The organism is Flavobacterium hydrophilum, from assembly GCF_003202405.1.
GTDB classification, from domain to species: Bacteria; Bacteroidota; Bacteroidia; order Flavobacteriales; family Flavobacteriaceae; genus Flavobacterium; species Flavobacterium hydrophilum.
Window position 1 is genome coordinate 1,788,579 of record NZ_QJHL01000001.1, and the last position, 21,845, is coordinate 1,810,423.

A 21,845-nucleotide genomic window follows, 5' to 3' on the forward strand; every position below is an offset into this window, starting at 1 on the left:
TTCCCTTTATTTATTAAACTAGTTTAATGTTTTGATATCGCATATCGTTTCATCTTTGCAGTGTTAATCTAAAACAGCACAAGAAATGAAACACACTATCTCGACAGTATTTATAACAATTTTAATTTTATTTAATATGGAATCACAAGCACAGAGTTTCAAAACAATTGAAACTAAAGATTTTAAATTTCAAATTTACAACGCATCAGAAAACAGCTTTGGCGTAGCATCTGTAATCGTATTGGGAAAAACAGATGCGGTTTTGATTGACGCCCAATTTACTTTGGGGGATGCCGAAAAAGTTGCGCAGGAAATTAAAGCAGGCGGAAAAAAATTAACCACAATTTATATTTCCCACGCAGATCCTGATTACTATTTTGGATTGGAGATTTTTAAAAAATATTTCCCGGATGTAGTGGCGTATGCCTCACCTGCTTCTGTAGAAGCAATTAAGGCTACGGCTCAAAAAAAATTAGACGTCTGGGGTGAACGATTGGGTAAAGCCATTACTTCAAATGTTGTTTTGCCGCAGGTTTTAAAAGGAAACAGTATTGAACTGGAAGATCAGAAATTAGAAATCATTGGTTTGGAAGAATTTCCGAACAAGACTTTTGTATGGATTCCTTCTATCAAAGCAGTTGTGGGCGGAATCAATGTTTTTGGAACTAGTTTCCATCTTTGGATGGCGGATGCACAAACTCCGGAAGCCCGTAAAAACTGGATTGACGTTTTAGATAAAATCTCGGCATTGAAACCTGAAATTGTAATTCCGGCTCATGCTAATTCCAATTCTCCATTTGATATTGCTGCTGTAAATCATACCAAAAGTTACATTCAATTCTACGAAGAAGCTTTGAAAACCAATAAAACATCAGAAGCCTTAATTAAAGCTTTGAAAACAAAATATCCAACACTTACTTTTGAAACTGCCTTGCAGATCGGTGCAAAAGTAAATACTGGAGAAATGAAATGGTAAAATATACTCTTTACAGTCTGACAGCACTTTTTATATTGTCAGGCTGTTCTTTAAATGAAAAGACAATGACAAATCTTGAAATAATTAAAAGCACCTACGAAGGAAAAACTTCGGAGGAAAATGGTAAAAATCTCGCTAAATATGCTGCCGAAGATATTTCGTGGACAGAAGCTAAAGGCTTTCCGTATGCAGGAACCTACATTGGATTAGAAAATATAACCAAAAACGTTTTCAGCCGATTAGCAAGCGAATGGATAGATTATAAATTTACTCCTGAAGATTACCTTGCCAGCAATGATAAAGTCGTCGCTTACGGAACTTACACAGGAACTTATAAAATTACAGGCAGACCATTCACCGCGAGAGTAGCACATGTTTGGAAATTGAAGGATAGTAAAATTATCAGTTTTGAACAATTTGTAGATAGTCAGACTGTAAATGATGCTTTGAAATAAAGTGTTTTTTTATACCTTGCATTGTTTTAATGAATCATAAGACCAATGCACGCAAAATTAATAGCCTATATCAGCCAATATGCAAACTTACCGCTTACAAGTGAAGAGCAAGCCTTAATTGTTGCGACTTTTCAACCCAAAAAGCTAAGAAAAAAGCAATATTTTTTGCAGGAAGGGGATGTATGTAAATATGCTGGTTTTATTGTAAAAGGGGCTATGCGCCAATACAGTGTTGATGATAAAGGTGCAGAACATATCGTACATCTTTTTATTGAAAATTATTGGGCAAACGATCGCGAGAGTTCAACAATGCTTACACCTTCTTTTTATAATATTGATGCTTGGGAAGACACCGAACTTCTTATTATTACAAGAGCTGAAATGCTGGATTTGATGAACAAAATACCTGCAATGGCACAGATGATACGTTTAATGGATGAAAGAAATGCTATTGCCAGCCAACGCAGATTAAGTTCTACCATCAGCAACACGGCTGAAAAACGCTATGAAGAATTTGCAGCTCATCATCAACAGTTTATTCAGCGGTTTCCACAACATCTTATCGCTTCTTATTTGGGGATTACTAAAGAAACATTGAGCCGAATTAGAAACCAAGGAACGAAATAAACTCTATTTTAAGTTTTAAATTATAGAAACCGTTGACAAATGTCAACGGTTTTTTTTATCATATCTCATTGTTGTAAGGCTTGTCTTTGATGCAACTTTGCCTTATCAAAATCAATTAAAAAATTATAAAAAATAAAACAATGAGTGATTTATCAAAAATGTCTAAAACAGTAGTTTTTCACCAAGCTGGAACTCCAGAAGTATTGAAAGTTGAACAGGTAGAAGTGTCTTATCCTGAAGCTCACGAAGTAAGAATTCAGGTTAAATCAATTGGAATTAACAGAGCAGATGCGATGTACCGTCAGGGAATGTATATCGAAAATCCTATATTTCCAGCTCAATTGGGCTATGAAGCCGCAGGAATTATTGAAGCAGTTGGTGCCGAAGTTTCGCATTTGGCAGTTGGTGATTTAGTGAATGTTGTTCCGGGTTTTTCTTTACACAACTATGCTTCTTATGGCGAATATATTAATATGCCAGCCTATGCAGTACATAAATATCAGTCGAATTTATCTTTTGATGAAGCAGCATCTGTTTGGACAAGTTATTTAACAGTGTATGGTATGGTGGTACATTCGGGACAATTAAAAGCGGGACAATTTGTCGTAATTAATGCTGCTTCGAGCAGTGCAGGATTGGCAGCCATTCAAATGACTAATTATGCTGGAGGAATTGCAATTGCTTTAACTACTTCGTCAAAGAAAAAGGAAGCTTTATTAAAAGCGGGTGCAGCTCACGTAATCGTAACAGCTGAACAAGATATAGCAGCTGAAGTTTTAAAAATCACAGAAAATGTAGGTGCGCATTTAATTTTAGATCCTGTTGTCGGTGCTAAATTCAGTAACCTTTTAAGTTCTGTTGCAGAAAATGGAAAAGTATTTGTTTATGGCGCATTGAGTCACGAATCTGCCAGTTTTCCAGCATTTGATGTTTTGATGAAAACCCCAACTATTAGAGGTTATTCAGCTATTGAAGTAATGGGTAATATGGAAATTTTAATACAAGCCATAACTTTTATTGACAAAGGGTTAGCCGAAGAAAAATTGAAACCTGTTATCGATAAAGTTTTTAATATTAATGACATCGTTGCTTCTCATAACTATTTGGAATCCAACCAGCAATTTGGAAAAATTGTAGTGAATATATAGAAAATTAAACATGGAGCGGATTTCTTTTCTGCCACAAAAAACTAAGACGGTTTTAATAAAAAAGAGTTACGATTTTGTTTTTTTGATGCGTCATTTTCATTCGATCGCCAAAGGGAAATCAAATTCAAATTCACAAAACCAATGAAGACAGATACTAGATATAGATACCAATCTCTTTAAATCTCCCATAAAATGGATCGGTATTTGTCCATTTGAGATCACCACAGCCAAAAGGCCCAATTGAAGACAATTGGCGCCATTTATTGTTTTACTCTATAAATACGCTAACTTTGAATCATTTTTCTTTTATTTTCATTTTTAGCTTCCGATTCTTCTTTAATACTGCTTTGTTTTTTTTAATTTAAATAGAGAATTTTAAAAACACTTAAAATATAAAAGGATTAATTAAACTTAGCTCTGAACTGTAAAGGTGTTTCATTTGTTTTGTTTTTGAACAATTTACTAAAGCTCTGAAGGTGTTCGAATCCCAGCTCATAGGCAATTTCACTAATTGACAAACTAGTAGTAGAAAGTTTTTCTTTCGCTTTTTCTATGAGTTTATTGTGAATATGCTGCTGCGTATTCTGACCAGTATGAAGCTTCAGTAAATTGCTTAAATAATCTGAAGAAACATTCATATTATCAGCAACAGTCTGGACAGAAAGAAGATTTATTTCGTCACGGTTTTTATCATGAAAATAATTATTCAAAAATTCTTCAACTTTTGATAGTATTTGATGACTGCTGATTTTTCTGGTAAGAAATTGGCGATTGTAATATCTGTCGCAATATTTGAGCAGCAATTCTATCTGCGCAATTATTAAATCCTGCGTAAATCTATCAATATTGATGTGGTATTCTTCTCTTATATTTTCAAAAATATTTAAAATGATATTTTCCTCTTTTTCAGAAAGAAATAGTGCTTCATTAATTGAATAATCAAAAAACGTGTAGCTTTTTATGTTTTTCGCTAATGCTGAATTCCATAAAAAGTCCGGGTGAATTTGCAATAAATACCCTGCGCCTTTATGTAATGAATCAGGATCCTGCTCCAGCCGCAAAACCTGCCCAGGTGCTATAAATGACATTATACCTTCGTCAAAATCGTAAACCTGCTGGCCATAATAAAGCTTGGCTCCAATATCCCGTTTTAAAGCAATAGAATAAAAATCCATCACAATGTTGACCGTATTTTGATCATCTGGAAATTTTACCTGTGCATAATCGACCAGGCTTATTAAGGGATGTTCGGGCTTTGGAAGACCTCTAAACCTATGATAATCTGTGATGCTTTTTATTCTAATTACTTCCATAGATACAAATTTACATTTTTTTGACACTCTCAATTCAGATGAATTTTTTTAAAAGTATATTCAAAAATTATTATACGAATATGCTATTTGATTTTTTATTCTTCTTTGCTCTGCATCAAAAGACCAAACCAGTCTTCTAAATGCCAGGTATGGGTAAGTTTGCCATTTTTCAAATAATGAAATTCATGCAGTGCTATTGTTACTTTCTTATTCGTTGGAGGAATTCCCATGATTTCCTTTACATGCGTAAATTGCATTGAGGCTCTTACAGCTGCACGCTCGTGGCTTCCAAATATCTCATGAATTACAATTTCTATATCAGGACATAATTCGAACAAAAATTTCATAATTGCCTGCAGTCCTCTTGGGTTATCTTCTTGTTGTGGTGCGAGTGGAATATCTTTCCAGTCGGGAATGCAAATTTCATCCAGTACTTCTGGCTTTTTAAGTTTCCATGCTGCATAAAACCTTTCAATGGTATCTATTTCCTGTTTCGTCAGAGCTTTTACAACTCCATTATCTTCTTTTTCCATTTTATATTCTTCTAATTGTATGTAAAATTCAGCTTATCAACTATACGTTAACTATTTTTAAGCTTGATTATAAATTTGAACCTCCTGAAATTTCTATACGCTGCGCATTGATCCACCCGCCGGCATCGCTGCATAAAAAGGCTACCACTCCCCCAATATCCTCGGGTAGTCCAACTCTTCCAAGAGCCGTTTGCGAGGCCAGGTATTGGTTCATTTCTAAATTGTCACGTACCGCACCGCCCATAATATCTGTTTCGATAGCACCGGGAGCAATAACATTTACTCTTATGTTTCTTGCACCAAGTTCTTTTGCCTGATATTTTGTCAATGTCTCCATTGCTCCTTTTAGTGCTGCATAAGCTGCAAATCCCGGCGTGGCAAAACGGGTTAATCCTGAAGAAACATTTACAATTCCTCCGTAAGATCTTAATAATGGCAATAATTTTTGAGTAAGGAAAAATGGACCTTTAAGATGTACATTTTCCATTTCTGTAAATTGAGTTTCAGTGATAGCATCAAAATTTGCATAGTGAATAAAACCTGCATTATTGATCAGATAATCAATACCATCTAAGTTGAAATAATTAGTTAATTGGTCTTTAAGATTTTTTTCAAACAAATTAAAACTGGAAAAATCTGAGACGTCTAATTTTATAGCGACAGCCTTTTGTCCGAGATCATGAATTTGTTTTACAACATTTTCTGCTGTTTCCTTTTGAGTGTTATAGGTTAAAACTATATCCAATCCGTTTTTAGCAAGATTGATCGCCATATCTTTTCCAAGACCGCGGCTTCCTCCTGTTACTAATGCAATTTTACTTTGCGATGACATAATGATTATTTTAGTGTTATTATGTTGCAAATTTGCGCAGATACAGGAAAGAAAATTTAGCCAAAACCATAATTTAAGTAGCCAAAACTGGTAAAATGGAATTACCGACAACTTTAGTGGCAAGAACGACATTCAAATATGGTAAGCCAATTTCCTCAAATCATCCATAAAAAATGTTGAAATTTGTCCCATCCGGCGCCAATTGAAGACAATTGGCACCATTTTTTTTATATTCTTCACTATAACCAATAAATTTGACTCGTTTTTCTTTTATTTTTTGGTAATCCCACTCTGAAAAAATGTCTGGTTACACCTATTTAATTTGTAAAAAAGCCAGCAGTCAAAAACAAACTGCCGGCTTTAAAAATAATCTTTTCTCTCTTCTTACATCTTTTCGATACTAGGAGGAATCAATTTATACATCACCGGCGTTACAATTCGTGATAATATTGTAGAGCTGATTAAACCGCCAATTAAGACAATGGCCAATGGTGCGATCAAAGGATTTGAGTTTAATGCAATCGGAATTAAACCACAAATTGCAGTAATTGAAGTCAGCACTACAGGCAGAAAACGCGTTTCCCCTGCAATTGTAATAGCTTCATCGATCGAATGTCCTTCCTGTCTCAGCTGATTGGTAAAATCTACCAGCAGCAAAGAGTTCTTTACCTGAATTCCCGAGAGACCAATAAAACCAATTATAGCAACCAAAGACATCGGACTTCCATTGAGAAGCAATAATAGCACGCCGCCTAAAATCCCCAGCGGAATAATAGATAATACAATAATAATTCCTTTGAAAGTCTTAAACTGCAGCAGTAAAACCGCCACAAACAAAAAAGTGCTTAAAATGATTACGGCCAGAAAGTTACCGCCCAGCGCATCACCTTCGGATTCTTTTTCACCTGATAATTTATAGTAATATCCTTTTGGCATTTTCAATTGATCCAGTTTTGGAACTATGTGTGTCAATAAATCATTGGCATAATACCCTTTTGCCGATAAAGCGGTTACTTTTGAAAAGCGTGATTTATTAAAATGATTAATTGCAGTTGGAGAAGTTTCAAACGAAATTTCAGCAATCTGGTTTAGTGCAATCGGGGTTCCCTGAAGGTTATTTACGTACAGGTTTTTCAAAGCATCTAGGTTCGAAAATTTATCTCGGGGCAATGTCAGTGTAACATTTCTGGCATCTCCTCTGTCATCTATATAATCGCCGACCGTTAATCCAGCTACCGAAAGACGGATTACCTTATCCACATCGCTTGTCAGTACTCCCAGTGTTCTGGCTTTTTCTTTATTGATTTTAACTTTAAGATCTGTTTTATAAGTATTCAGCTCATTGTTGATATACACGGTTCCTTCCTGATTTCTAAGAATAGTCTCTACCTGCGAAGAAAGCTTACGTAACACTTCCTGATCTTCACCAAATAATCTTACGACAATATTAGCTTCTAATGGTGTTCCCTGTTCAAAATCTTTTACCTCCACTTTTGCGTAAGGCATCATTTTAAATTTATTTCGAAGTTCTTCAATCAAAGCTGTTTTCTCTGATGGTTTAGCTTCATCTTCGAGCTGGACAAAAATCTGCGCAAAATCGGGTTTTCTGTCCTGGGGATGCACATTGTAATAAATCTGCGGATTTCCCTTACCAACGTTCGAAGTGTAATACACAATTTCCTTATGATTTTTAAGCTCTGCTTCTACAATTTTGGTCACACGGTCACTTTCTGAAATATTGGCCTGAAGGGGCATTTTTATATTGATCAGAAACATCGGTTTTTCTGAAGTTGGAAATAATTTAAAACCCGTTACTTTAAACAATCCAAAAGCAGTGATACTTAAAACTATAGAAATAGCAATAGTTGTTCTAGGATATTTTAATGCTTTGGGCATAATATCACGATACGCTCTGGTCAGGAATTTTTGCAGATACTGAAGAAAAATATTTCCTCCCGCATGATCGTGCGTTTTTAAAAATCGGCTTCCCAAAAACGGCACCAAAGTCAAAGCGACAATCATCGATGCCAGTACACTGGTAATAACTGCCATTGGAAGACTTCTGATAAATTCTCCCGAAACATCCGGCAGGAAAGCCAGCGGTAAAAATGCAATTATAAGTGTTGCAGTACAGCCTACAACGGCAATTCCGATTTGTTTGGTGCCTTTAAGGACTGCATCCATTTTAGAATGTCCTTCCCGCAGCCATCGCTCTATGTTTTCGACTACCACAATACTGTCATCCACCAACAATCCTAAAGCTACCACAAGACCAACAATACTTAACTGATTTAAAGAAAAGCCAAAAGCATTCATTGCAATTAATCCCAATGCGAGGGATAACGGAATGGAAATCATCACAATTCCCGAAGCTCTTAAACCTAATGGAAGTAATGTCACAATTACCAAAACAATTGCCAGCGTAAAATCAAAACCTAAATGTCCCAGACGCTGCGATACCATATTCGCCTGATCGAAGTTTTTTACTAATTTGATGTTTGAGGGTAATTCTTTAGAAAATTCATCTACAATTGGCAGGAATTCTTTCTGCACATCTGTAATGTTTACATTGTCTTTCATACCAGCTGTAACCAGTACACATCGGTGTCCGTTGATACGGGTAATATGATCGACAACCTGCGACTTGTAGCCTACTTCGGCTACATCTTTCATATAGATTATTTTACCGTTAGCATTGTAAATTACTGTATTGGATACATCATCCGCATTTTTAAATTTACCGCTGGTTTTTACATTAAATACTTTACTGCCTAAATCAATGCTTCCTCCCGGAATATCGGCCGCTTCACTCTGCAGGCTTGCCATGACTACATTTAACGGAATTTTTAATTGGGCCAACTTTTCAAGCTGTAAATCAATACGAATTTCCTGCTCGGGAATTCCAGCATATTTTACATCTTTCAGATTGGTAATTTTCTCAATCTTAGATTTAAGCTTATCCGCTTCATCACGCAGTTTTTTGTCTGATGCATTTTCTGAAACCAATGCTACCTGAAGGATTTTCACATCAGAAGATGCAATTTTTTCGGTTTTTATCTGATAAATATCTTTTGGAAGTTCGCTGTTTTTAAGCGCATTCATTTCCGTGGAAATCTCCTGATATTTATTGTCAACATCTACTCCGTATTTAAATTTTACCTGAAAAGCAGCAACACCGTCTTCTACCGTGGTTAGTATTTTTTCGATGTTTTCGAGTCCGTAAATTTTATTCTCGATTGGTTTTACAACCTGCTCCTCCATATCCTTCGGACTTGTCCCGGGATAAATGACTGTAATTAAATATTGCGGCGGATGCGTTGAAGGATCTTCTGCTCTCGGCATGGTAAACAGCGTAAGATACCCTACCACAGCAACCAGCAGAAATATAATCAGCGTAAACTGATAATTTTTAACAGCAAAGTTTGTTATTTTCATAATACTGATTATTTAATGATCTTGATAGTTGATTGTTCGTTGAGATAAGCACTGTTGGAGATCACAATCTGATCTGTTTTCTGAAGACCTTCTTTTATGAATACTTTATTGTTCTCAAATTTATTAATGGTCACGGGCTGGCGTTTTACTTTGTTGTTTTCCACGATAAAAACAAACGCTTTGTTTCCGTCAGCTTCAATGAGTGAATTGTACGGAATGATGATGAAATCTTCTGATTGTTCTGCCTTTATTTCGGCTTTTCCAAACATTCCCACCGCTGGTTTGCTTTTTTTAAGGCTCAGTTTTAATTCGACTTGAAAGGAGCCCAATGCCGCATCTGCCGCCTGAGATTTTCTAAAAATAAAGGCATCGAATTTTTCATCAGGATAACCGTCAAGCGTCACAGTGGCTTTCTGCCCTACTTTTACCGCGGCCCATTCTTTGTCTGTCAATCCTACTTTTAGCAGATAATTATTGTTTTGGCTGGTTTCATTTATAGCCAGAATTGGCGATCCTGCGCCAACTACTTCTCCTTCGTTTGCTATTTTTTTCGAAACAAAACCATCTGCAGCAGCATAAATTTTAGAATAACGTGCATTAAAAGCCACTGCATCTTTCTGCTTTTTAGCAATGTCAAGACCCGTTTTGGTATTCTGAAGCTGTTCTAATGTATACACACTGTCTTTGTACAAATTGCTTGCTCGTTTATAATCACGCTCGTATTTTTTTAGATTTAAATCTGTTTGGTTCAATCCGGCATTTATCTCTGTTTCGTCTAATGATGCCAAAAGCTGCCCTTTCTTAAAAAACCGACCTTCTTCCACATAAATACGATTGATGATCCCTCCTATTTTAAATCCGTAATTTGCCTGATTTTCTGTTGTTACTAAACCTGATGCGCTTATGGTATTGTTAAGAGCAAAAGATTCGACCGGAGCTGTTTTAATCGGGATGACATCTGCGCTTTCAAAGGGCGAATTTTCCTTTTTTTCTTCTTTACAAGCGTAAAAAAGTGTTAAAGCAAGCAATATAATCAACCCTTTTTTGGAGGCTGCGATATGTTTTTTTAGATATTTGTGAATCGTTAATTTCATGTTTTTTGTTTTTAGTTAAAAGTAAAAGTGGCGTTGGCTCTTTCTAATTCTGCAAAAGCAATCCAGGAGTTATAAAGCGAAATATTAGTGTTAAGCTGCGCATTTACCCATTGGTTCTGTGCATCCAGCAGTTCTATATATATTGCCTGACCTTCCTTGTATAATTTGGTAATGTCGTCATTGTATTTTTTGGCCGACTGTTTTTGATTTTTATCAGCATTGAATTGCTCTAAAGCCGATTTTAGATTGTTCTGTGAAACCTGAAACTGAAGCAGTAACTGGTGTTTTACATTATCAGTTTGTGAAATGATTTTTTTACTGTCTTCTTCAACTTGTTTCAGCTTCCATTTGTTTTTGTTGCCCGAAAAGATATTCCACTCCAGCCCCACTCCGGCAAAATAGTAGCGTGAGTTTTTATCTGCTTCAAAATCAAAATCCTGAGCTCCGAAATCGGCAAAACCACTTACTTTTGGCAGCCAATACGAGTTGGTTAGTTTGCTTACATTTTCGTTTATTTCTTTTGCCTGAGTGAGCTTTTGCAACTCTTCCCTATTTTGAGTATTTTCTGCCATAGCTCCGATAGGCGGAACTTCATTTTCCTCTATTTCTATAGTAGTATCAAGTTTTTGATTCAATAAAAAATTAAAATATGATCTGGCATTATTACTGGTTTGCCGGGCGGTTTCTAAATTGGCCTGAATGCGAATTACCTCATTATCACTTCGTAAAACGGCAGTGCGGTTTATTTTTTCATTTTTAAATAAAGCCTGATTTACCCTTTGGTTTTCTTTTACCAAAGCCAGGGCATCTTCATAAATCTTAATACCTTCAACCGACTGCAGGTATTTGTAATAGGCAATTTTAATTTCCTTTACTAACTCTCTTTGGTAGATTTCGAGTTCTATTTTTTGAAGCGTCGTCTGCTGGTTTTTTATTCTTTTATTATAAATAATTTCAAAATTCAGCAATGGCATCGTGGTATGAATTTTAGCATCATAAAAATTATCCGGATTTATCAAGACCGACTGATTTTCTAACATTGGAAAAGCGTTAGAATTGGTAATCTGATTTAAAGTTCTGTACACCGGATTCAGCATATCTCCAATCGGAATATCGATTGTCCTTCCGCCATCTGCTTTGGTGTAACTTCCGTTTAAGGAAACTGTTGGATAAAATAAAGCTCGTGCTTCTTTTAAGGCATACATACTTTTATTGATGTCAAAATTATGCTGCCTGATTACTTCGTTATTTTTTAAGCCAGTCTGTATATAACTTTCCAGCTTGTTCTGTGCATACCCTAAATATCCTAGACAGAGTATTGCAAAAGTTAGTTTAATTTTCATTTATTGTACGTTGTTTATTATTTGAACGTTGTTCATTTTTTTGGGCAAAAAAATTTTTAAAGCTTTTCTATCATTTTTAAATATTCATTGTATCCGTCATACAAAATGGTATCGGGATTCGTAAAATTTACATTTTTAATTCTCTGGTGAATTTCCAGACAGCACATACCATGTACCAAACTCCAAACCATAAATGCCAACGGCTCTACACTATGGCCTTTAAAATAACCTTTGTTAATACATTCTTCAATAGTTTTTTTAACTAATCCAAATGCTGTACATCCTTCGTCCCAATCTTCATTCTCGGAGTCTTTCAGGAATTCTATTGGAGCTTTTAGATTAAACATCAAATCGTACATTTCAGAATTTTCGATGGCAAACTTGATATAGGTAAATCCCATTTTCTTTAATCTTTCCTTCGGATCTTCTATAGTATATAACTCCATAAAATAGCTATCTAATTCCTGAAAACCTATTGTATGGAGATCATGGAGAATATCATTTTTATCTTTAAAATAAACATAAACAGTGCCTACACTGTAGTTAATTTCTTCAGCAATGTTTCTTATGGTAGTCTGTTCAATTCCTTTTTCAACAAAAAGCTTTTTAGCACCTTTTAATATCAGGGCTTTTAAAGCTTCTTTTTCTTTTGCTTTTCTATCAATTGTACTCATACTTATTTTTATTCAAGGCTCGCTGCAGACAAAGATATAAAATAAAATGAACGTCGTTCATTTTTTATTCAATTAAATATTTTTATACCAATTAAGATTGCAATCTGGCCGTAATGCCTTTATGATTCAATAACTTGTAAGCTAACTTTGGTAAAAATCTATTTAACAGATAAATCGCTTTTGTATCGCCAACACGAATAGTGTAAGTATTGTTTTTTAATCCTTTTATCAAAGCATCAATTAGCACATCTGGTGTTATCGATTTACCTTCCATTCCCTCAGACATATTTGTTTTTACCAACGGAGGCAATAATTCAAATATTTTTATTCTGCTTCCAATTATCTGTAAATGATCTCGTAATGCTTCTGTATAAAAACGTACCGCAGCTTTTGATGCTGAATAAGTCGGTACAAGATTAGACGGCGTGTAACTCAATATCGATGATGTATTGATAATAGCTGCTTCTTGTCTGTTTTTAAGCATATCCAGAAAAAGATCATTTAAGAGAATAACTCCTAAGTAGTTAGTATTAATTTCCATGGCAGCTTTTTCAAAATGTTTTGAATTACTGAAACCTAAATTATCCTGGCCATTCATAATTCCGGCATTGTTATAAAGTATATCGATACCACCCATTTCATTAATTTGATTGTACAAAGCAACCGCAGCTTCCCGGCTGGACGCATCACTTTTAATGGTGGTAATGGATGGATGCATTTTTTTTGCAAGATCTAATTTTTTCTGATCTCTTCCTGTAATAATTACTTTAGCGCCTTCTGTAATGAATTGTTTTGCAGCCTCTAATCCGATTCCGGCAGATCCACCTGTAATCAAAATTGTCTTACCTTTTAATTCCATAATTTTTCTTTTTAGTTTATTATCTCTATATTTGCTTGCGAAATGCAAGTGCAAATATAAATATATTTACTTGCAAAAAGCAAGTTATTTTAAATTTATTTTATGAAAACTCAAAAAAAGAGATCAGACTGCCCGGTAAGTTTTTCACTTGAAGCCTTTGGTGACAAGTGGTCGCTGTTGATTGTAAGAGATTTAATGCTTAAAAAAAAATGCACCTATGGCGAATTGGCAAAATCCGATGAGAAGATCGCAACTAACATTTTGGCTGCCCGGCTGCTTTCATTAGAAGAGAACGGAATTATTAAGAAACTGGAGCATCCCGACAGTAAAGCCAAAGTATTATATCAATTGACACAGAAAGGAATGGATTTAATTCCAATAATTGTTGAAATTAATCTTTGGGCAGAAAAGTATACCGACATTCCTGAAAAAAGAAAAGAATTGCTGGCACAAATGAATGCTGATAAAGAAGGATTTATTAAAAATGCTTTTAAAGAACTTGAATCAAATCTATAGTATAGATTACATAGCTACTACTTTTTTTGCCACGATAAATTTGGGCTGGAATGTGCATGACAAAACACGCCCCTGCAGGTGTAGAACTGCCTCCAATTTTGTCACACAAGCTAAGGCGGTTTTAATAAAAGAGGTTAGCGATTTGTTTTTTGAAGATACATTTCCTTCAATCCCCAATAGAACATCCAAACCAAATTTATAAAACCAATGAAAGACATACACTACATATAGTAAGCCAATCTCTTCAAATCATCCAAAAAAGATGTTGTAATTTGTCCAGTCGAGGTCACTTTACGTGACAAAAGATAAAAATCATCTTTTGTTCCGTTTTTTTTTACACTTAATTAATTGTTAAACAAGCAAATAGACTCAATAATTTTGTTCATTTAGCAGTTTGTATTTTATTTTCTTGGATAATGAAATTTTAGGGATAAATTAAACCAATTAGACTTCTTTTATCCGATGAATCTCTGTCAGCATACCTACTCGGCAGCACTAAAAACCAACACATAAAGTTAAGATGACCAGAGAACTTCTGATATCAAACTTCTGGATCCATTGATCATAACCCCTGAATTCTACTATTCTTTCGCAGACGATAGCGCTTTTTAAGTGCCTTGTCTTTTATTCTAAAATTTGTTTTAAATACATTAAGGCCAGACCAGATGAAAAATGATACTATTTTATTTTGAAATACACAAAAAACGAAATAAGGACTTAAGATCGAAAATAATAAAAAAAATGATTCGTAACATACAAAAAAAATAAAAATGGCTTAAACTTAAATTATGAAGGTTAAATTAAATAGCATTTATTTATTAAAAAAAATAATTTAATAGTATTTACTAATACATATATTTAAATTCAAGTAGAAGAATTGTAGTAATTAAATAACTTATTTTAATATATAAGCAAAGAAATTAAACTAAGTGCAACTATTTTTTAAATCAGATATTTTTTGTTTTCTCCAACTCCAAATTTAAATTGTGATTTGCAATTAAAAGAACTTGTAATCTATAAAAATCTTAGATATTTTTTCACTATATTTGAGATGCATTGTTTTTTCACAAATTCAATATTCTGAAATTCAATACATTAAATAACACCTAATCTTAAAAAGCAGAATACAAACGTTTTCTTCAGATGTTGAAGAACAATCAATTTTCCTGACTTTTTTTCCCTATTAAAGTATAAACTTGAATTAAAATAAATAGTGCTGTCGGTTGTATAATTTTTTAGTTTGATGTGAATGAAAAAATGTTTATTTCTATCCAGAATACTTTTATGTAGTATGGTTCTTCTCTTTAACTCCTGTCAAAATGATGATAGCCCTGTATCATATGATAAAGAAAATAATCAGTACACAAATATGTGGATTAATGAACAAATGAGAAAATACTATTATTGGAATGAAGACTTGCCTGTTTTTACAAATTTATCGACAGATCCGAAAGATTATTTAGGAAAATTATTAAACACAGATGATCATTTTTCTTACAGCATAAATCCTGCTGACTCTGAAAGATCTCCCAAAAGTATCAGAAGTGCATACGGATTTGATATTTCGTTTTTGGAGTACAACGGACAGGCTTTTGGCGTTGTTTTATTTGTACTAACCGATTCACCAGCCGAAAAAAGCGGACTGAAAAGAGGGCAGTTTATAAAAAGTATTAACGGCACTACAATACATTATCAGAATTTCGAAAATTTATATCTCGATTTAGCTTCTTCAGGCAGCGTACAATTAGAATTAACAGAATATTCTTCAGCAACGGGTTTTTCAGAAGTAAAAAATATTGGACTAATACGTAGTTTTACTTTTTCTCACCCTGTAAAACATGAGGTTATCGTTTATAACAACCAAAAGGTGGGATACATAGAAATCTCTCATTTTGATGCTGGACTTGCAGCCACTTTTCTTCAGATTTTCAAAGAATTTCAGGAGCAGTCTGTCTCCAAAGTTATAGTTGATTTAAGGCATAACGGCGGTGGTGATGTCTCATCGGCTACAGCCTTAAGTGTAATTTTGGCACCAAATATCAAATCAGATGATGTATTTATTAAATTAAGAGGAAATAAAAACGGCGGTTTGGTAAATCAAACGTTTAAGGAAGCTTTAGAAATGAATGAATCGCAGGTAAGTTTTGAATCATTAAGAAATGCTCATCCTTCGATTCAGGAATTGTATGTTTTGTGCGGTAATCATACAGCATCAGCCTCCGAAATAATCCTGAATAATTTAAAGCCCTTTATGAATGTAATTTCGATTGGTGAAAAAACAACAGGAAAGGACGCTGCAGGATTTGCCATTGAAGATAACAGGCTGGCAGATAAAAAAGGCTGGGTTTTGTGTCCTGTAATTTACAAATTATTTAATGCCAACAATGAAGGTAATTATGCATTAGGCATAAGTCCTACTGTTGAATTAAATGAATTACAGGAAATCGAGATTTTTCCTTTGGGTGATGTACGTGAAACTTTACTGAATCAGGCTTTGAGTGGAGAAAAAAACTTCAGGCAAAAAAAGCATTCAACGGTTAAAAAGTTACTGTTGAATAAGAATTGTATTGATGCAGATCCCTTTTTGCAGATTCATTTATAATTTGTTATATCAAGTGAAATAATAATCCATTTTGTAATTAAGTATTATACAAGAGAAAAGCATACCACTTGAACTCAATTTAAAATAAAAAATATAAAGCCTTTAGTATTCTAAAGGCTTTATATTTTTTATTCGCTTTGCTAATGTCTTATTTATTTTGCTTCTTTAGCAGGATTTTTTTTTATTTCCGAATTCATCTTGCGAATACTTTTATACAGAACGCTCTGCACTGATTTTCTCTTCTTTTCATACCCTTTTATACACGTTTCAAGCTCGGAAAGCAGATACTTGAAGTGTTGGTAATTGTCTCTCAGCTCCTCCATCCCTTCACGGGTTTTGATTTCTTCATCAATGGTGATTTTATCTTTAATTACAGAGGATAATTCCTCAAACCTGCGAAAGGCCTCCAGCATATTCTTATGCTCTTTTGCATCAATTCCCTGCACTCTATTTTGCGTTTTTTAATAATTAAAAAAATCGTCTAATACCCTATTTTCTTAATTATCAGTGGTTCAGACACTACGTTAGACTGTTGTTTTTGAAGAGTTTGTATGGTCTTGCTGTTCATACTGCGCCCATTTCCGGAAATAGAACCTAAGGCTCGTTTCAACAATATTTCATTTGTATTTCCTAAAGGGAATATTTCTAATACCTGAAACTCCTCTAGCATAATTGTTGGCTGTATCCCGGTAGCATAGTTGCCTTCCCCATTAGCATTAAATAGTTTATAGATTGCAGGGTATAAAACCCATCTCGCCTGTGCACCAACAATTCTGTCGTCCTCAATCGGGAAATTGGCAACATCTTTACCCAAGGTTTTTTCTCCAATGGTTATCACTTCCATAAACGGTTTTAGGTTGTTGATTATTATTTCAGAAGCCGATGCAGTATGTTTGCCGCACAAAATATAAACTCTCTGAATTTGTGGATGGGCAGCCCTAAGTGCCTCAAAGCTGACTTTGGATTCATTCATTTCCAGTGATTCTTTAAAGGTCTGGTTCACTTCTCCGCCGTTGGAATTTCCCTTAAACCGGATGAACTGATTAGCAGATTGTATGTTGGGAGCTAAAAGTATGCTAAGTGCTGTAGCCGATGAAACATCGCCACCGCCATTATACCTTAAATCAACGACAACTTCGTTAATAGACTGATTCTTAAATTCCTGAAACGCATTTAGTAGCGACTGCGAGAGACCAACATTAAAATGCGGTATTTCAATATAGCCCACTTTATGATTCTGGTAGTGAATCACCTGGCTGAGGACAGGCTGCAAAAAAGTAAACCCCTGACTAATAGTAATCTGTTTAGGAGCTGTAAACTCTGATTTTTCAGAATAGGAAACTACCTGTAACGTAACATCCTTAGTAGCTAACAAATTTTGATAAAGGTTATTATAATTTCTCTGGCTTAAAGCCGTTCCGCCAATAGCGGTTATTAACTGTCCACGCTCAAGCCCATTTCTCTCTGCTGGTGAATTCGAAAGTACATACATCACTACACCATATACCTGTCCTTCGTGTTCAATAAAAGAAAGATCAAAGCCAAATGAATTCTGGAGGCTTTGAGGAAATGTTTCCGCTGAAGAAGTGTGGATCGCATAGGAAAAACGATCATTCTTATTTACTAAAGATTCAAAATACTCCTTCGGGGGGAACGATAAATTGCCCTTGCCAGGCATCCTTTCGTTCCAATAATAATAGCGTTTCATTTGTGTGTAAATCCAATCGTTTACATACTCATTTGTACCTTCTTCATAGGTTACAGGAATATCGTCATTGGCTTGGCAGGCAAACAAAATACTTGCAAACAGGAGAATTAAAATTGACTTCTTCATCCTTTATTTTGGGTTTAAAAATAACTTTTCAAATTAATGTCGGATTTTACAGCAGTTGGAGCATCTTTTAGGAGACGGGTTAAACGTATGAGGTTTTTAAAAAATTCATAGATTTATCTGAAAATCAATTATTACAGGTAATCTGCAATATCGATATCTCCTTTTACCACTACTGTTCCGTTCTCTTGTTTTTCCTGCAGCACAATCATATTGACGCCATAGGTTTGAATGATTTGTACTTTTATGGGGCTTGTGCCGGTATAAGGTTCTGTAGTACCCGGTTTGTAAAGCTCTAAAAATACGGGTGCTGTATTGCTGAAAAAATTGTAAATCTTGAATTCAGAAAAATCATTTTTCCCAATGTTTTCAAATGTGGCAAGTACCACTCCGTTTTCTCTTTTTAGCACTCCTTTTACACTTTCAAGTTGAGTACCTGAAAATTCTCCTAAATTGGCAAAAAGAAACTTAAAGCCCACTTTACCTAAATTTATAGTAGGTTTTACGGCATAGACTTCGAGAAAAATATCAGGTAAATTGAAAAAATAGAAATTCTCATAGTCTACAATATTGTCATAATTAATTTCATAGGTCGCGATTTGAGAGCCCGTTTCGTGGTTGTAAATAGCTAAGGGATTTTTTTCGCCTTTATCCAGCACAAAGTTGAGGGTTGTTTCGATATTTTGGGTATAGAAACTATTGTCATTAATGATTACTGGCTTACCATTTAACCTGATTTCTACTGCATCGGGAGTAGAAAAACCTTTTATATTAACCTTTACAGGTTTTTGCGCTACGTCAAATTCATTGGTAAGTTCACTTTCGCAGGATGTTGTGACTACTAACAAGGCGAGTAGTAAAGCTCTTGCTTTTTTCATATGTAGATATTTATTGTTTTTTATAGGTCATATGTAATTCGCATATCTTCATTGGTGTTTATCTCATCGGTTAATATTTTATTTTGGTATTCGATGATTTTCAATTGCGACCAATTTTAGGTCATGCTCATTTCATAAGTATTTTGTTTTTATTCTTAATTTCTTTCGAAATGTTTTAGTTTCCCGAAGCTAAACGAACAGCAGCGGGAATTTTTTGAAGTTTTCTATTTCGCCGGTACCAAACGAATATTTATTATTTATTTTTTGATGAACTTCAACTTTTCTACCACCGTACCGTTTGTTATATGCACAATATAAGTTCCGGATGCCAAAACCGATACCTCTATCTGGTCTTTATAGGCTGTAGCCAATACTTCTTGCCCTGCCATATTATATACTTTAACAAAAGTTGTGGTTGGTTCAAAAACAGGGTTTAATTGTAACTGCAAAGTAGAAACTACAGGATTTTGAACTAGCTGGGTAACAATTTTAGGTGCGTTTACATCCTCAAGACCTAAAAGCGCTGATGCAAAAACCTGTATCTCATCTATTTGGAAGGTAGCAGATGAATTGGTATCCTTAAATGGATTACTAGAGATTGCCGCTGGGTTGTTTACAACAGTATTGTTCTGCCAGAATCCGATATAGATTTTCTGTCCTGCATACTGGGAAAGGTCTGCCGTTGCCTGAGCGAATAATGTGTTGCCTGCCGCAATATAATCAGCATTGGTAATTTTAAGTATTTTAGGAATAACACTTATATTACCATTAGCATAAGCTGCTGTAATATCGGTACGTAGCGCTTTAAAATCGGTTACATCAGGAACAGGTTTTAAGGGTGTACTTACATAAACAAAAACACTTTTGTCAGTATTATTAGCTGTAGAAGTAGTATTATAAGTACTTACTCTGCCTATCATAGCTGCCAAAATAATGTCTCCAGACGCTGCTGTTAAATCAATTTCAGGAGAAATGACCCAGTCTTCTATATCGTTGTTATAATCGGCCTTTAAATTTGCAGGACCGCCAACAACATTCGGTATATAGCGACTGTATCTTAAAACGTTATCGGGCGATACTTCCTCATACATATTTGGAGTTGCGGCTTTACGAACGACGTGTTTTCCTATAGTCCAGGTATTATTGTTATTGTTTCCGTCATAAAATGTCCACCCGGCTCTTTCTTCTGGAGTGTCAAAGGTGGTTTCCCATACTATAAATTGGGCGTTACTAACACCAAATATTAATAAAGCTGTAAAGAGTAATAAATTTTTCATACTTGTAAAATATAAAAGAAAACAGGCGGTATTTTGCAGCCGCCCGTTTTCAGGTTAAAATTTAAACGGTAAATTAAAACGAATAATTAGTCCAGGTTCCATTAAAATCCCCACAGTTTCTTGGAGAAACATTCCATGATCCTTCATTAAAGAATGGCTGAGTCATTCCCCAAACAGCTGCAGGGTTTGATGTAGAAGTGGCTGTTACACCAGAGATGCTAAGTGCTGCTGTAGTGCTGCCTATTCTTGAAGCTGTAGCATACGTAAAGCCGTGAGCACTTACACTTGTGAAGTTAAGGTGTGCTGAATTCACAGCAGCACCACCCACTGTTTCATTCAAAATCCCTACTGGATAACCCGTAACTGCCGCATCGTTTAAAGTTAATCTACCATTTCTTCTTACGTGAATGGCATTTTCATACAAAGCACCATTTGTACTGCTTTTAGCTCCTACAATAGTTAAATTACTAATTACCGGATGTGTAAAAGGTGTAGCTCCTGATCCAGATGCATTGTTGTCCAACTCAATCCCGTTTGAATCTGGGCTTGTACCACTTAAACTGTGAGTTGAGCTGTAATTCGCTAATGCTAAGGCACAGGTAATAGTACCAACATAACCGTTGTCAAAATCGAAATTGTCATCATCTGATGCATACGAAACTAAATTGGTAGCATTTACTGTACCACCAAACCATTCGAATGAATCATCTTTACCGAAAGATACCTGAACGTGATCTATGGTAGTACCAGAACCAACTCCTCCCAGTGTTAATCCGTTGATTTCATTGCCATTACCAGTAATAGGATCTGTAGGCAATACTCTTCCTGCAAACTCGATGCGTACATAAGTTAATGATCCTGAGTTATCAGTATTATTGGTTGTAGTAGTAGAACCATAGTAATATTGAGAAGGATTAGATTGATCTGTAAGCCCTTCGATAACATTGGAATCTGTCCCTGTATTCACCTGTGCTTTCCCTAAAAGGATAACCCCTCCGAAATCTCCAGGACTAGCTGTAGTATCATCATCACAATCCAAAAGATTGTAGCTGGTAAATACTACAGGAGCCGTAGCAGTTCCGTTGGCATTTAGTTTACCTCCTTTTTGTATCACCAATATACCAGTAGGTGCAGTGCCGTTAGGTACGCCTCCTTTGATGTAGGTTCCTGCCTCAATAGTAAGAGTTACACCGTTTAGTACATTTACAATTCCATCAATTTCCCAGATTTTATCTGCGGTCCAGGTTGTAGAAGCAGTAATGTTTCCGGAAACTGTTTGCACGGGTTTAGAACAAGCGGCTGAATACTCAGCAGAAGCTGATTGAATACCAAACGAATCCGCAGCTGATCCAGCTTCATTCTCACTACAGGCTGTAAGCGATAGTGCTACAAGAGCCACAAAAAATAAATTTCTCATAATATTAATTGTTTAGAATTATTAATCCGGTTGTT

General features: G+C 35.1%; 19 protein-coding genes. 6 read left to right on the forward strand and 13 right to left on the reverse strand.

Annotated elements, in window-relative coordinates; translation table 11 throughout:
- The first annotated feature begins 136 nt into the window (after window positions 1–136).
- The 4 genes from DMB68_RS06850 to DMB68_RS06865 all read left to right on the forward strand — a co-directional run bounded on the left by DMB68_RS06850 (window position 137) and on the right by DMB68_RS06865 (window position 3,206).
- Window positions 137–976: an MBL fold metallo-hydrolase gene (locus DMB68_RS06850; RefSeq protein ID WP_196783688.1), complete on the forward strand. Its 840-nt coding sequence runs from the start codon at window positions 137–139 to the stop codon at window positions 974–976.
- A 65-nt stretch (window positions 977–1,041) separates the two neighbouring features.
- The gene (locus DMB68_RS06855; RefSeq protein ID WP_110346384.1) at window positions 1,042–1,431 is read left to right on the forward strand and encodes a nuclear transport factor 2 family protein; all 390 of its coding nucleotides are present in this window, start codon (window positions 1,042–1,044) and stop codon (window positions 1,429–1,431) included.
- Between the two features lie 45 nt (window positions 1,432–1,476).
- Window positions 1,477–2,058 (forward strand): Crp/Fnr family transcriptional regulator, encoded by a 582-nt coding sequence (locus DMB68_RS06860; RefSeq protein WP_110345868.1) that lies wholly within the window; start codon window positions 1,477–1,479, stop codon window positions 2,056–2,058.
- Window positions 2,059–2,198: 140 nt separating this feature from the next.
- On the forward strand, window positions 2,199–3,206 hold the full coding sequence (locus DMB68_RS06865) for a zinc-dependent alcohol dehydrogenase family protein (RefSeq protein ID WP_110345869.1): 1,008 nt from the start codon (window positions 2,199–2,201) through the stop codon (window positions 3,204–3,206).
- A gap of 401 nt (window positions 3,207–3,607) precedes the next feature.
- Here the strand turns inward: DMB68_RS06865 and DMB68_RS06870 are convergent, their stop codons facing one another.
- From DMB68_RS06870 to DMB68_RS06905, 8 genes are all read right to left on the reverse strand, one after another.
- Window positions 3,608–4,519, reverse strand: coding sequence for a helix-turn-helix domain-containing protein (locus DMB68_RS06870; RefSeq protein WP_110345870.1), 912 nt, complete (start codon window positions 4,517–4,519; stop codon window positions 3,608–3,610).
- Between the two features lie 95 nt (window positions 4,520–4,614).
- Complete coding sequence (locus DMB68_RS06875; RefSeq protein ID WP_110345871.1) at window positions 4,615–5,052, reverse strand: ester cyclase; 438 nt, start codon at window positions 5,050–5,052, stop codon at window positions 4,615–4,617.
- Window positions 5,053–5,119: 67 nt separating this feature from the next.
- Window positions 5,120–5,884, reverse strand: coding sequence for an SDR family NAD(P)-dependent oxidoreductase (locus tag DMB68_RS06880; protein ID WP_110345872.1), 765 nt, complete (start codon window positions 5,882–5,884; stop codon window positions 5,120–5,122).
- Window positions 5,885–6,268: 384 nt separating this feature from the next.
- On the reverse strand, window positions 6,269–9,319 hold the full coding sequence (locus DMB68_RS06885; protein WP_110345873.1) for an efflux RND transporter permease subunit: 3,051 nt from the start codon (window positions 9,317–9,319) through the stop codon (window positions 6,269–6,271).
- Window positions 9,320–9,327: 8 nt separating this feature from the next.
- A complete protein-coding gene (locus tag DMB68_RS06890; RefSeq protein WP_110345874.1) occupies window positions 9,328–10,413 on the reverse strand; it encodes an efflux RND transporter periplasmic adaptor subunit in 1,086 nt (361 codons plus the stop codon).
- Window positions 10,414–10,424: 11 nt separating this feature from the next.
- Entirely contained in the window at window positions 10,425–11,756 is a 1,332-nt protein-coding gene (locus DMB68_RS06895) for a TolC family protein (RefSeq protein ID WP_110345875.1), read from the reverse strand.
- A gap of 56 nt (window positions 11,757–11,812) precedes the next feature.
- The gene (locus tag DMB68_RS06900; protein WP_110345876.1) at window positions 11,813–12,430 is read right to left on the reverse strand and encodes a TetR/AcrR family transcriptional regulator; all 618 of its coding nucleotides are present in this window, start codon (window positions 12,428–12,430) and stop codon (window positions 11,813–11,815) included.
- A 91-nt stretch (window positions 12,431–12,521) separates the two neighbouring features.
- On the reverse strand, window positions 12,522–13,289 hold the full coding sequence (locus DMB68_RS06905) for an SDR family oxidoreductase (protein ID WP_110346385.1): 768 nt from the start codon (window positions 13,287–13,289) through the stop codon (window positions 12,522–12,524).
- A 102-nt stretch (window positions 13,290–13,391) separates the two neighbouring features.
- On the opposite strand from DMB68_RS06905, the gene DMB68_RS06910 reads away from it, so the two are divergent.
- On the forward strand, window positions 13,392–13,805 hold the full coding sequence (locus DMB68_RS06910; protein ID WP_110345877.1) for a winged helix-turn-helix transcriptional regulator: 414 nt from the start codon (window positions 13,392–13,394) through the stop codon (window positions 13,803–13,805).
- 1,291 nt (window positions 13,806–15,096) lie between these two features.
- On the forward strand, window positions 15,097–16,407 hold the full coding sequence (locus DMB68_RS06920; RefSeq protein WP_231131594.1) for a S41 family peptidase: 1,311 nt from the start codon (window positions 15,097–15,099) through the stop codon (window positions 16,405–16,407).
- 152 nt (window positions 16,408–16,559) lie between these two features.
- Here DMB68_RS06920 and DMB68_RS06925 read toward each other — a convergent pair whose 3' ends face one another.
- From DMB68_RS06925 to DMB68_RS06945, 5 genes are all read right to left on the reverse strand, one after another.
- The gene (locus tag DMB68_RS06925; RefSeq protein ID WP_110345880.1) at window positions 16,560–16,853 is read right to left on the reverse strand and encodes a hypothetical protein; all 294 of its coding nucleotides are present in this window, start codon (window positions 16,851–16,853) and stop codon (window positions 16,560–16,562) included.
- Window positions 16,854–16,888: 35 nt separating this feature from the next.
- Window positions 16,889–18,202 carry a S41 family peptidase gene (locus tag DMB68_RS06930; protein WP_231131596.1) on the reverse strand — a complete coding sequence of 438 codons (1,314 nt, stop codon included), beginning with the start codon at window positions 18,200–18,202 and terminating at the stop codon, window positions 16,889–16,891.
- A gap of 170 nt (window positions 18,203–18,372) precedes the next feature.
- Window positions 18,373–19,116 (reverse strand): hypothetical protein, encoded by a 744-nt coding sequence (locus DMB68_RS06935; protein ID WP_110345882.1) that lies wholly within the window; start codon window positions 19,114–19,116, stop codon window positions 18,373–18,375.
- 257 nt (window positions 19,117–19,373) lie between these two features.
- Window positions 19,374–20,393 (reverse strand): T9SS type A sorting domain-containing protein, encoded by a 1,020-nt coding sequence (locus DMB68_RS06940; protein ID WP_110345883.1) that lies wholly within the window; start codon window positions 20,391–20,393, stop codon window positions 19,374–19,376.
- Window positions 20,394–20,466: 73 nt separating this feature from the next.
- A complete protein-coding gene (locus DMB68_RS06945) occupies window positions 20,467–21,810 on the reverse strand; it encodes a hypothetical protein (RefSeq protein ID WP_110345884.1) in 1,344 nt (447 codons plus the stop codon).
- Between the last annotated feature and the right edge of the window lie 35 nt (window positions 21,811–21,845).

What these genes read in the sequence shown, in the direction of transcription:
- DMB68_RS06850 (WP_196783688.1), top strand. Translation starts at nt 137, where the DNA reads ATGGAATCACAAGCACAGAGTTTCAAAACAATTGAAACTAAAGATTTT.
- DMB68_RS06855 (WP_110346384.1), top strand. Translation starts at nt 1,042, where the DNA reads ATGACAAATCTTGAAATAATTAAAAGCACCTACGAAGGAAAAACTTCG.
- DMB68_RS06860 (WP_110345868.1), top strand. Translation starts at nt 1,477, where the DNA reads ATGCACGCAAAATTAATAGCCTATATCAGCCAATATGCAAACTTACCG.
- DMB68_RS06865 (WP_110345869.1), top strand. Translation starts at nt 2,199, where the DNA reads ATGAGTGATTTATCAAAAATGTCTAAAACAGTAGTTTTTCACCAAGCT.
- DMB68_RS06870 (WP_110345870.1), bottom strand. Translation starts at nt 4,519, where the DNA reads ATGGAAGTAATTAGAATAAAAAGCATCACAGATTATCATAGGTTTAGA.
- DMB68_RS06875 (WP_110345871.1), bottom strand. Translation starts at nt 5,052, where the DNA reads ATGGAAAAAGAAGATAATGGAGTTGTAAAAGCTCTGACGAAACAGGAA.
- DMB68_RS06880 (WP_110345872.1), bottom strand. Translation starts at nt 5,884, where the DNA reads ATGTCATCGCAAAGTAAAATTGCATTAGTAACAGGAGGAAGCCGCGGT.
- DMB68_RS06885 (WP_110345873.1), bottom strand. Translation starts at nt 9,319, where the DNA reads ATGAAAATAACAAACTTTGCTGTTAAAAATTATCAGTTTACGCTGATT.
- DMB68_RS06890 (WP_110345874.1), bottom strand. Translation starts at nt 10,413, where the DNA reads ATGAAATTAACGATTCACAAATATCTAAAAAAACATATCGCAGCCTCC.
- DMB68_RS06895 (WP_110345875.1), bottom strand. Translation starts at nt 11,756, where the DNA reads ATGAAAATTAAACTAACTTTTGCAATACTCTGTCTAGGATATTTAGGG.
- DMB68_RS06900 (WP_110345876.1), bottom strand. Translation starts at nt 12,430, where the DNA reads ATGAGTACAATTGATAGAAAAGCAAAAGAAAAAGAAGCTTTAAAAGCC.
- DMB68_RS06905 (WP_110346385.1), bottom strand. Translation starts at nt 13,289, where the DNA reads ATGGAATTAAAAGGTAAGACAATTTTGATTACAGGTGGATCTGCCGGA.
- DMB68_RS06910 (WP_110345877.1), top strand. Translation starts at nt 13,392, where the DNA reads ATGAAAACTCAAAAAAAGAGATCAGACTGCCCGGTAAGTTTTTCACTT.
- DMB68_RS06920 (WP_231131594.1), top strand. Translation starts at nt 15,097, where the DNA reads ATGGTTCTTCTCTTTAACTCCTGTCAAAATGATGATAGCCCTGTATCA.
- DMB68_RS06935 (WP_110345882.1), bottom strand. Translation starts at nt 19,116, where the DNA reads ATGAAAAAAGCAAGAGCTTTACTACTCGCCTTGTTAGTAGTCACAACA.
- DMB68_RS06940 (WP_110345883.1), bottom strand. Translation starts at nt 20,393, where the DNA reads ATGAAAAATTTATTACTCTTTACAGCTTTATTAATATTTGGTGTTAGT.
- DMB68_RS06945 (WP_110345884.1), bottom strand. Translation starts at nt 21,810, where the DNA reads ATGAGAAATTTATTTTTTGTGGCTCTTGTAGCACTATCGCTTACAGCC.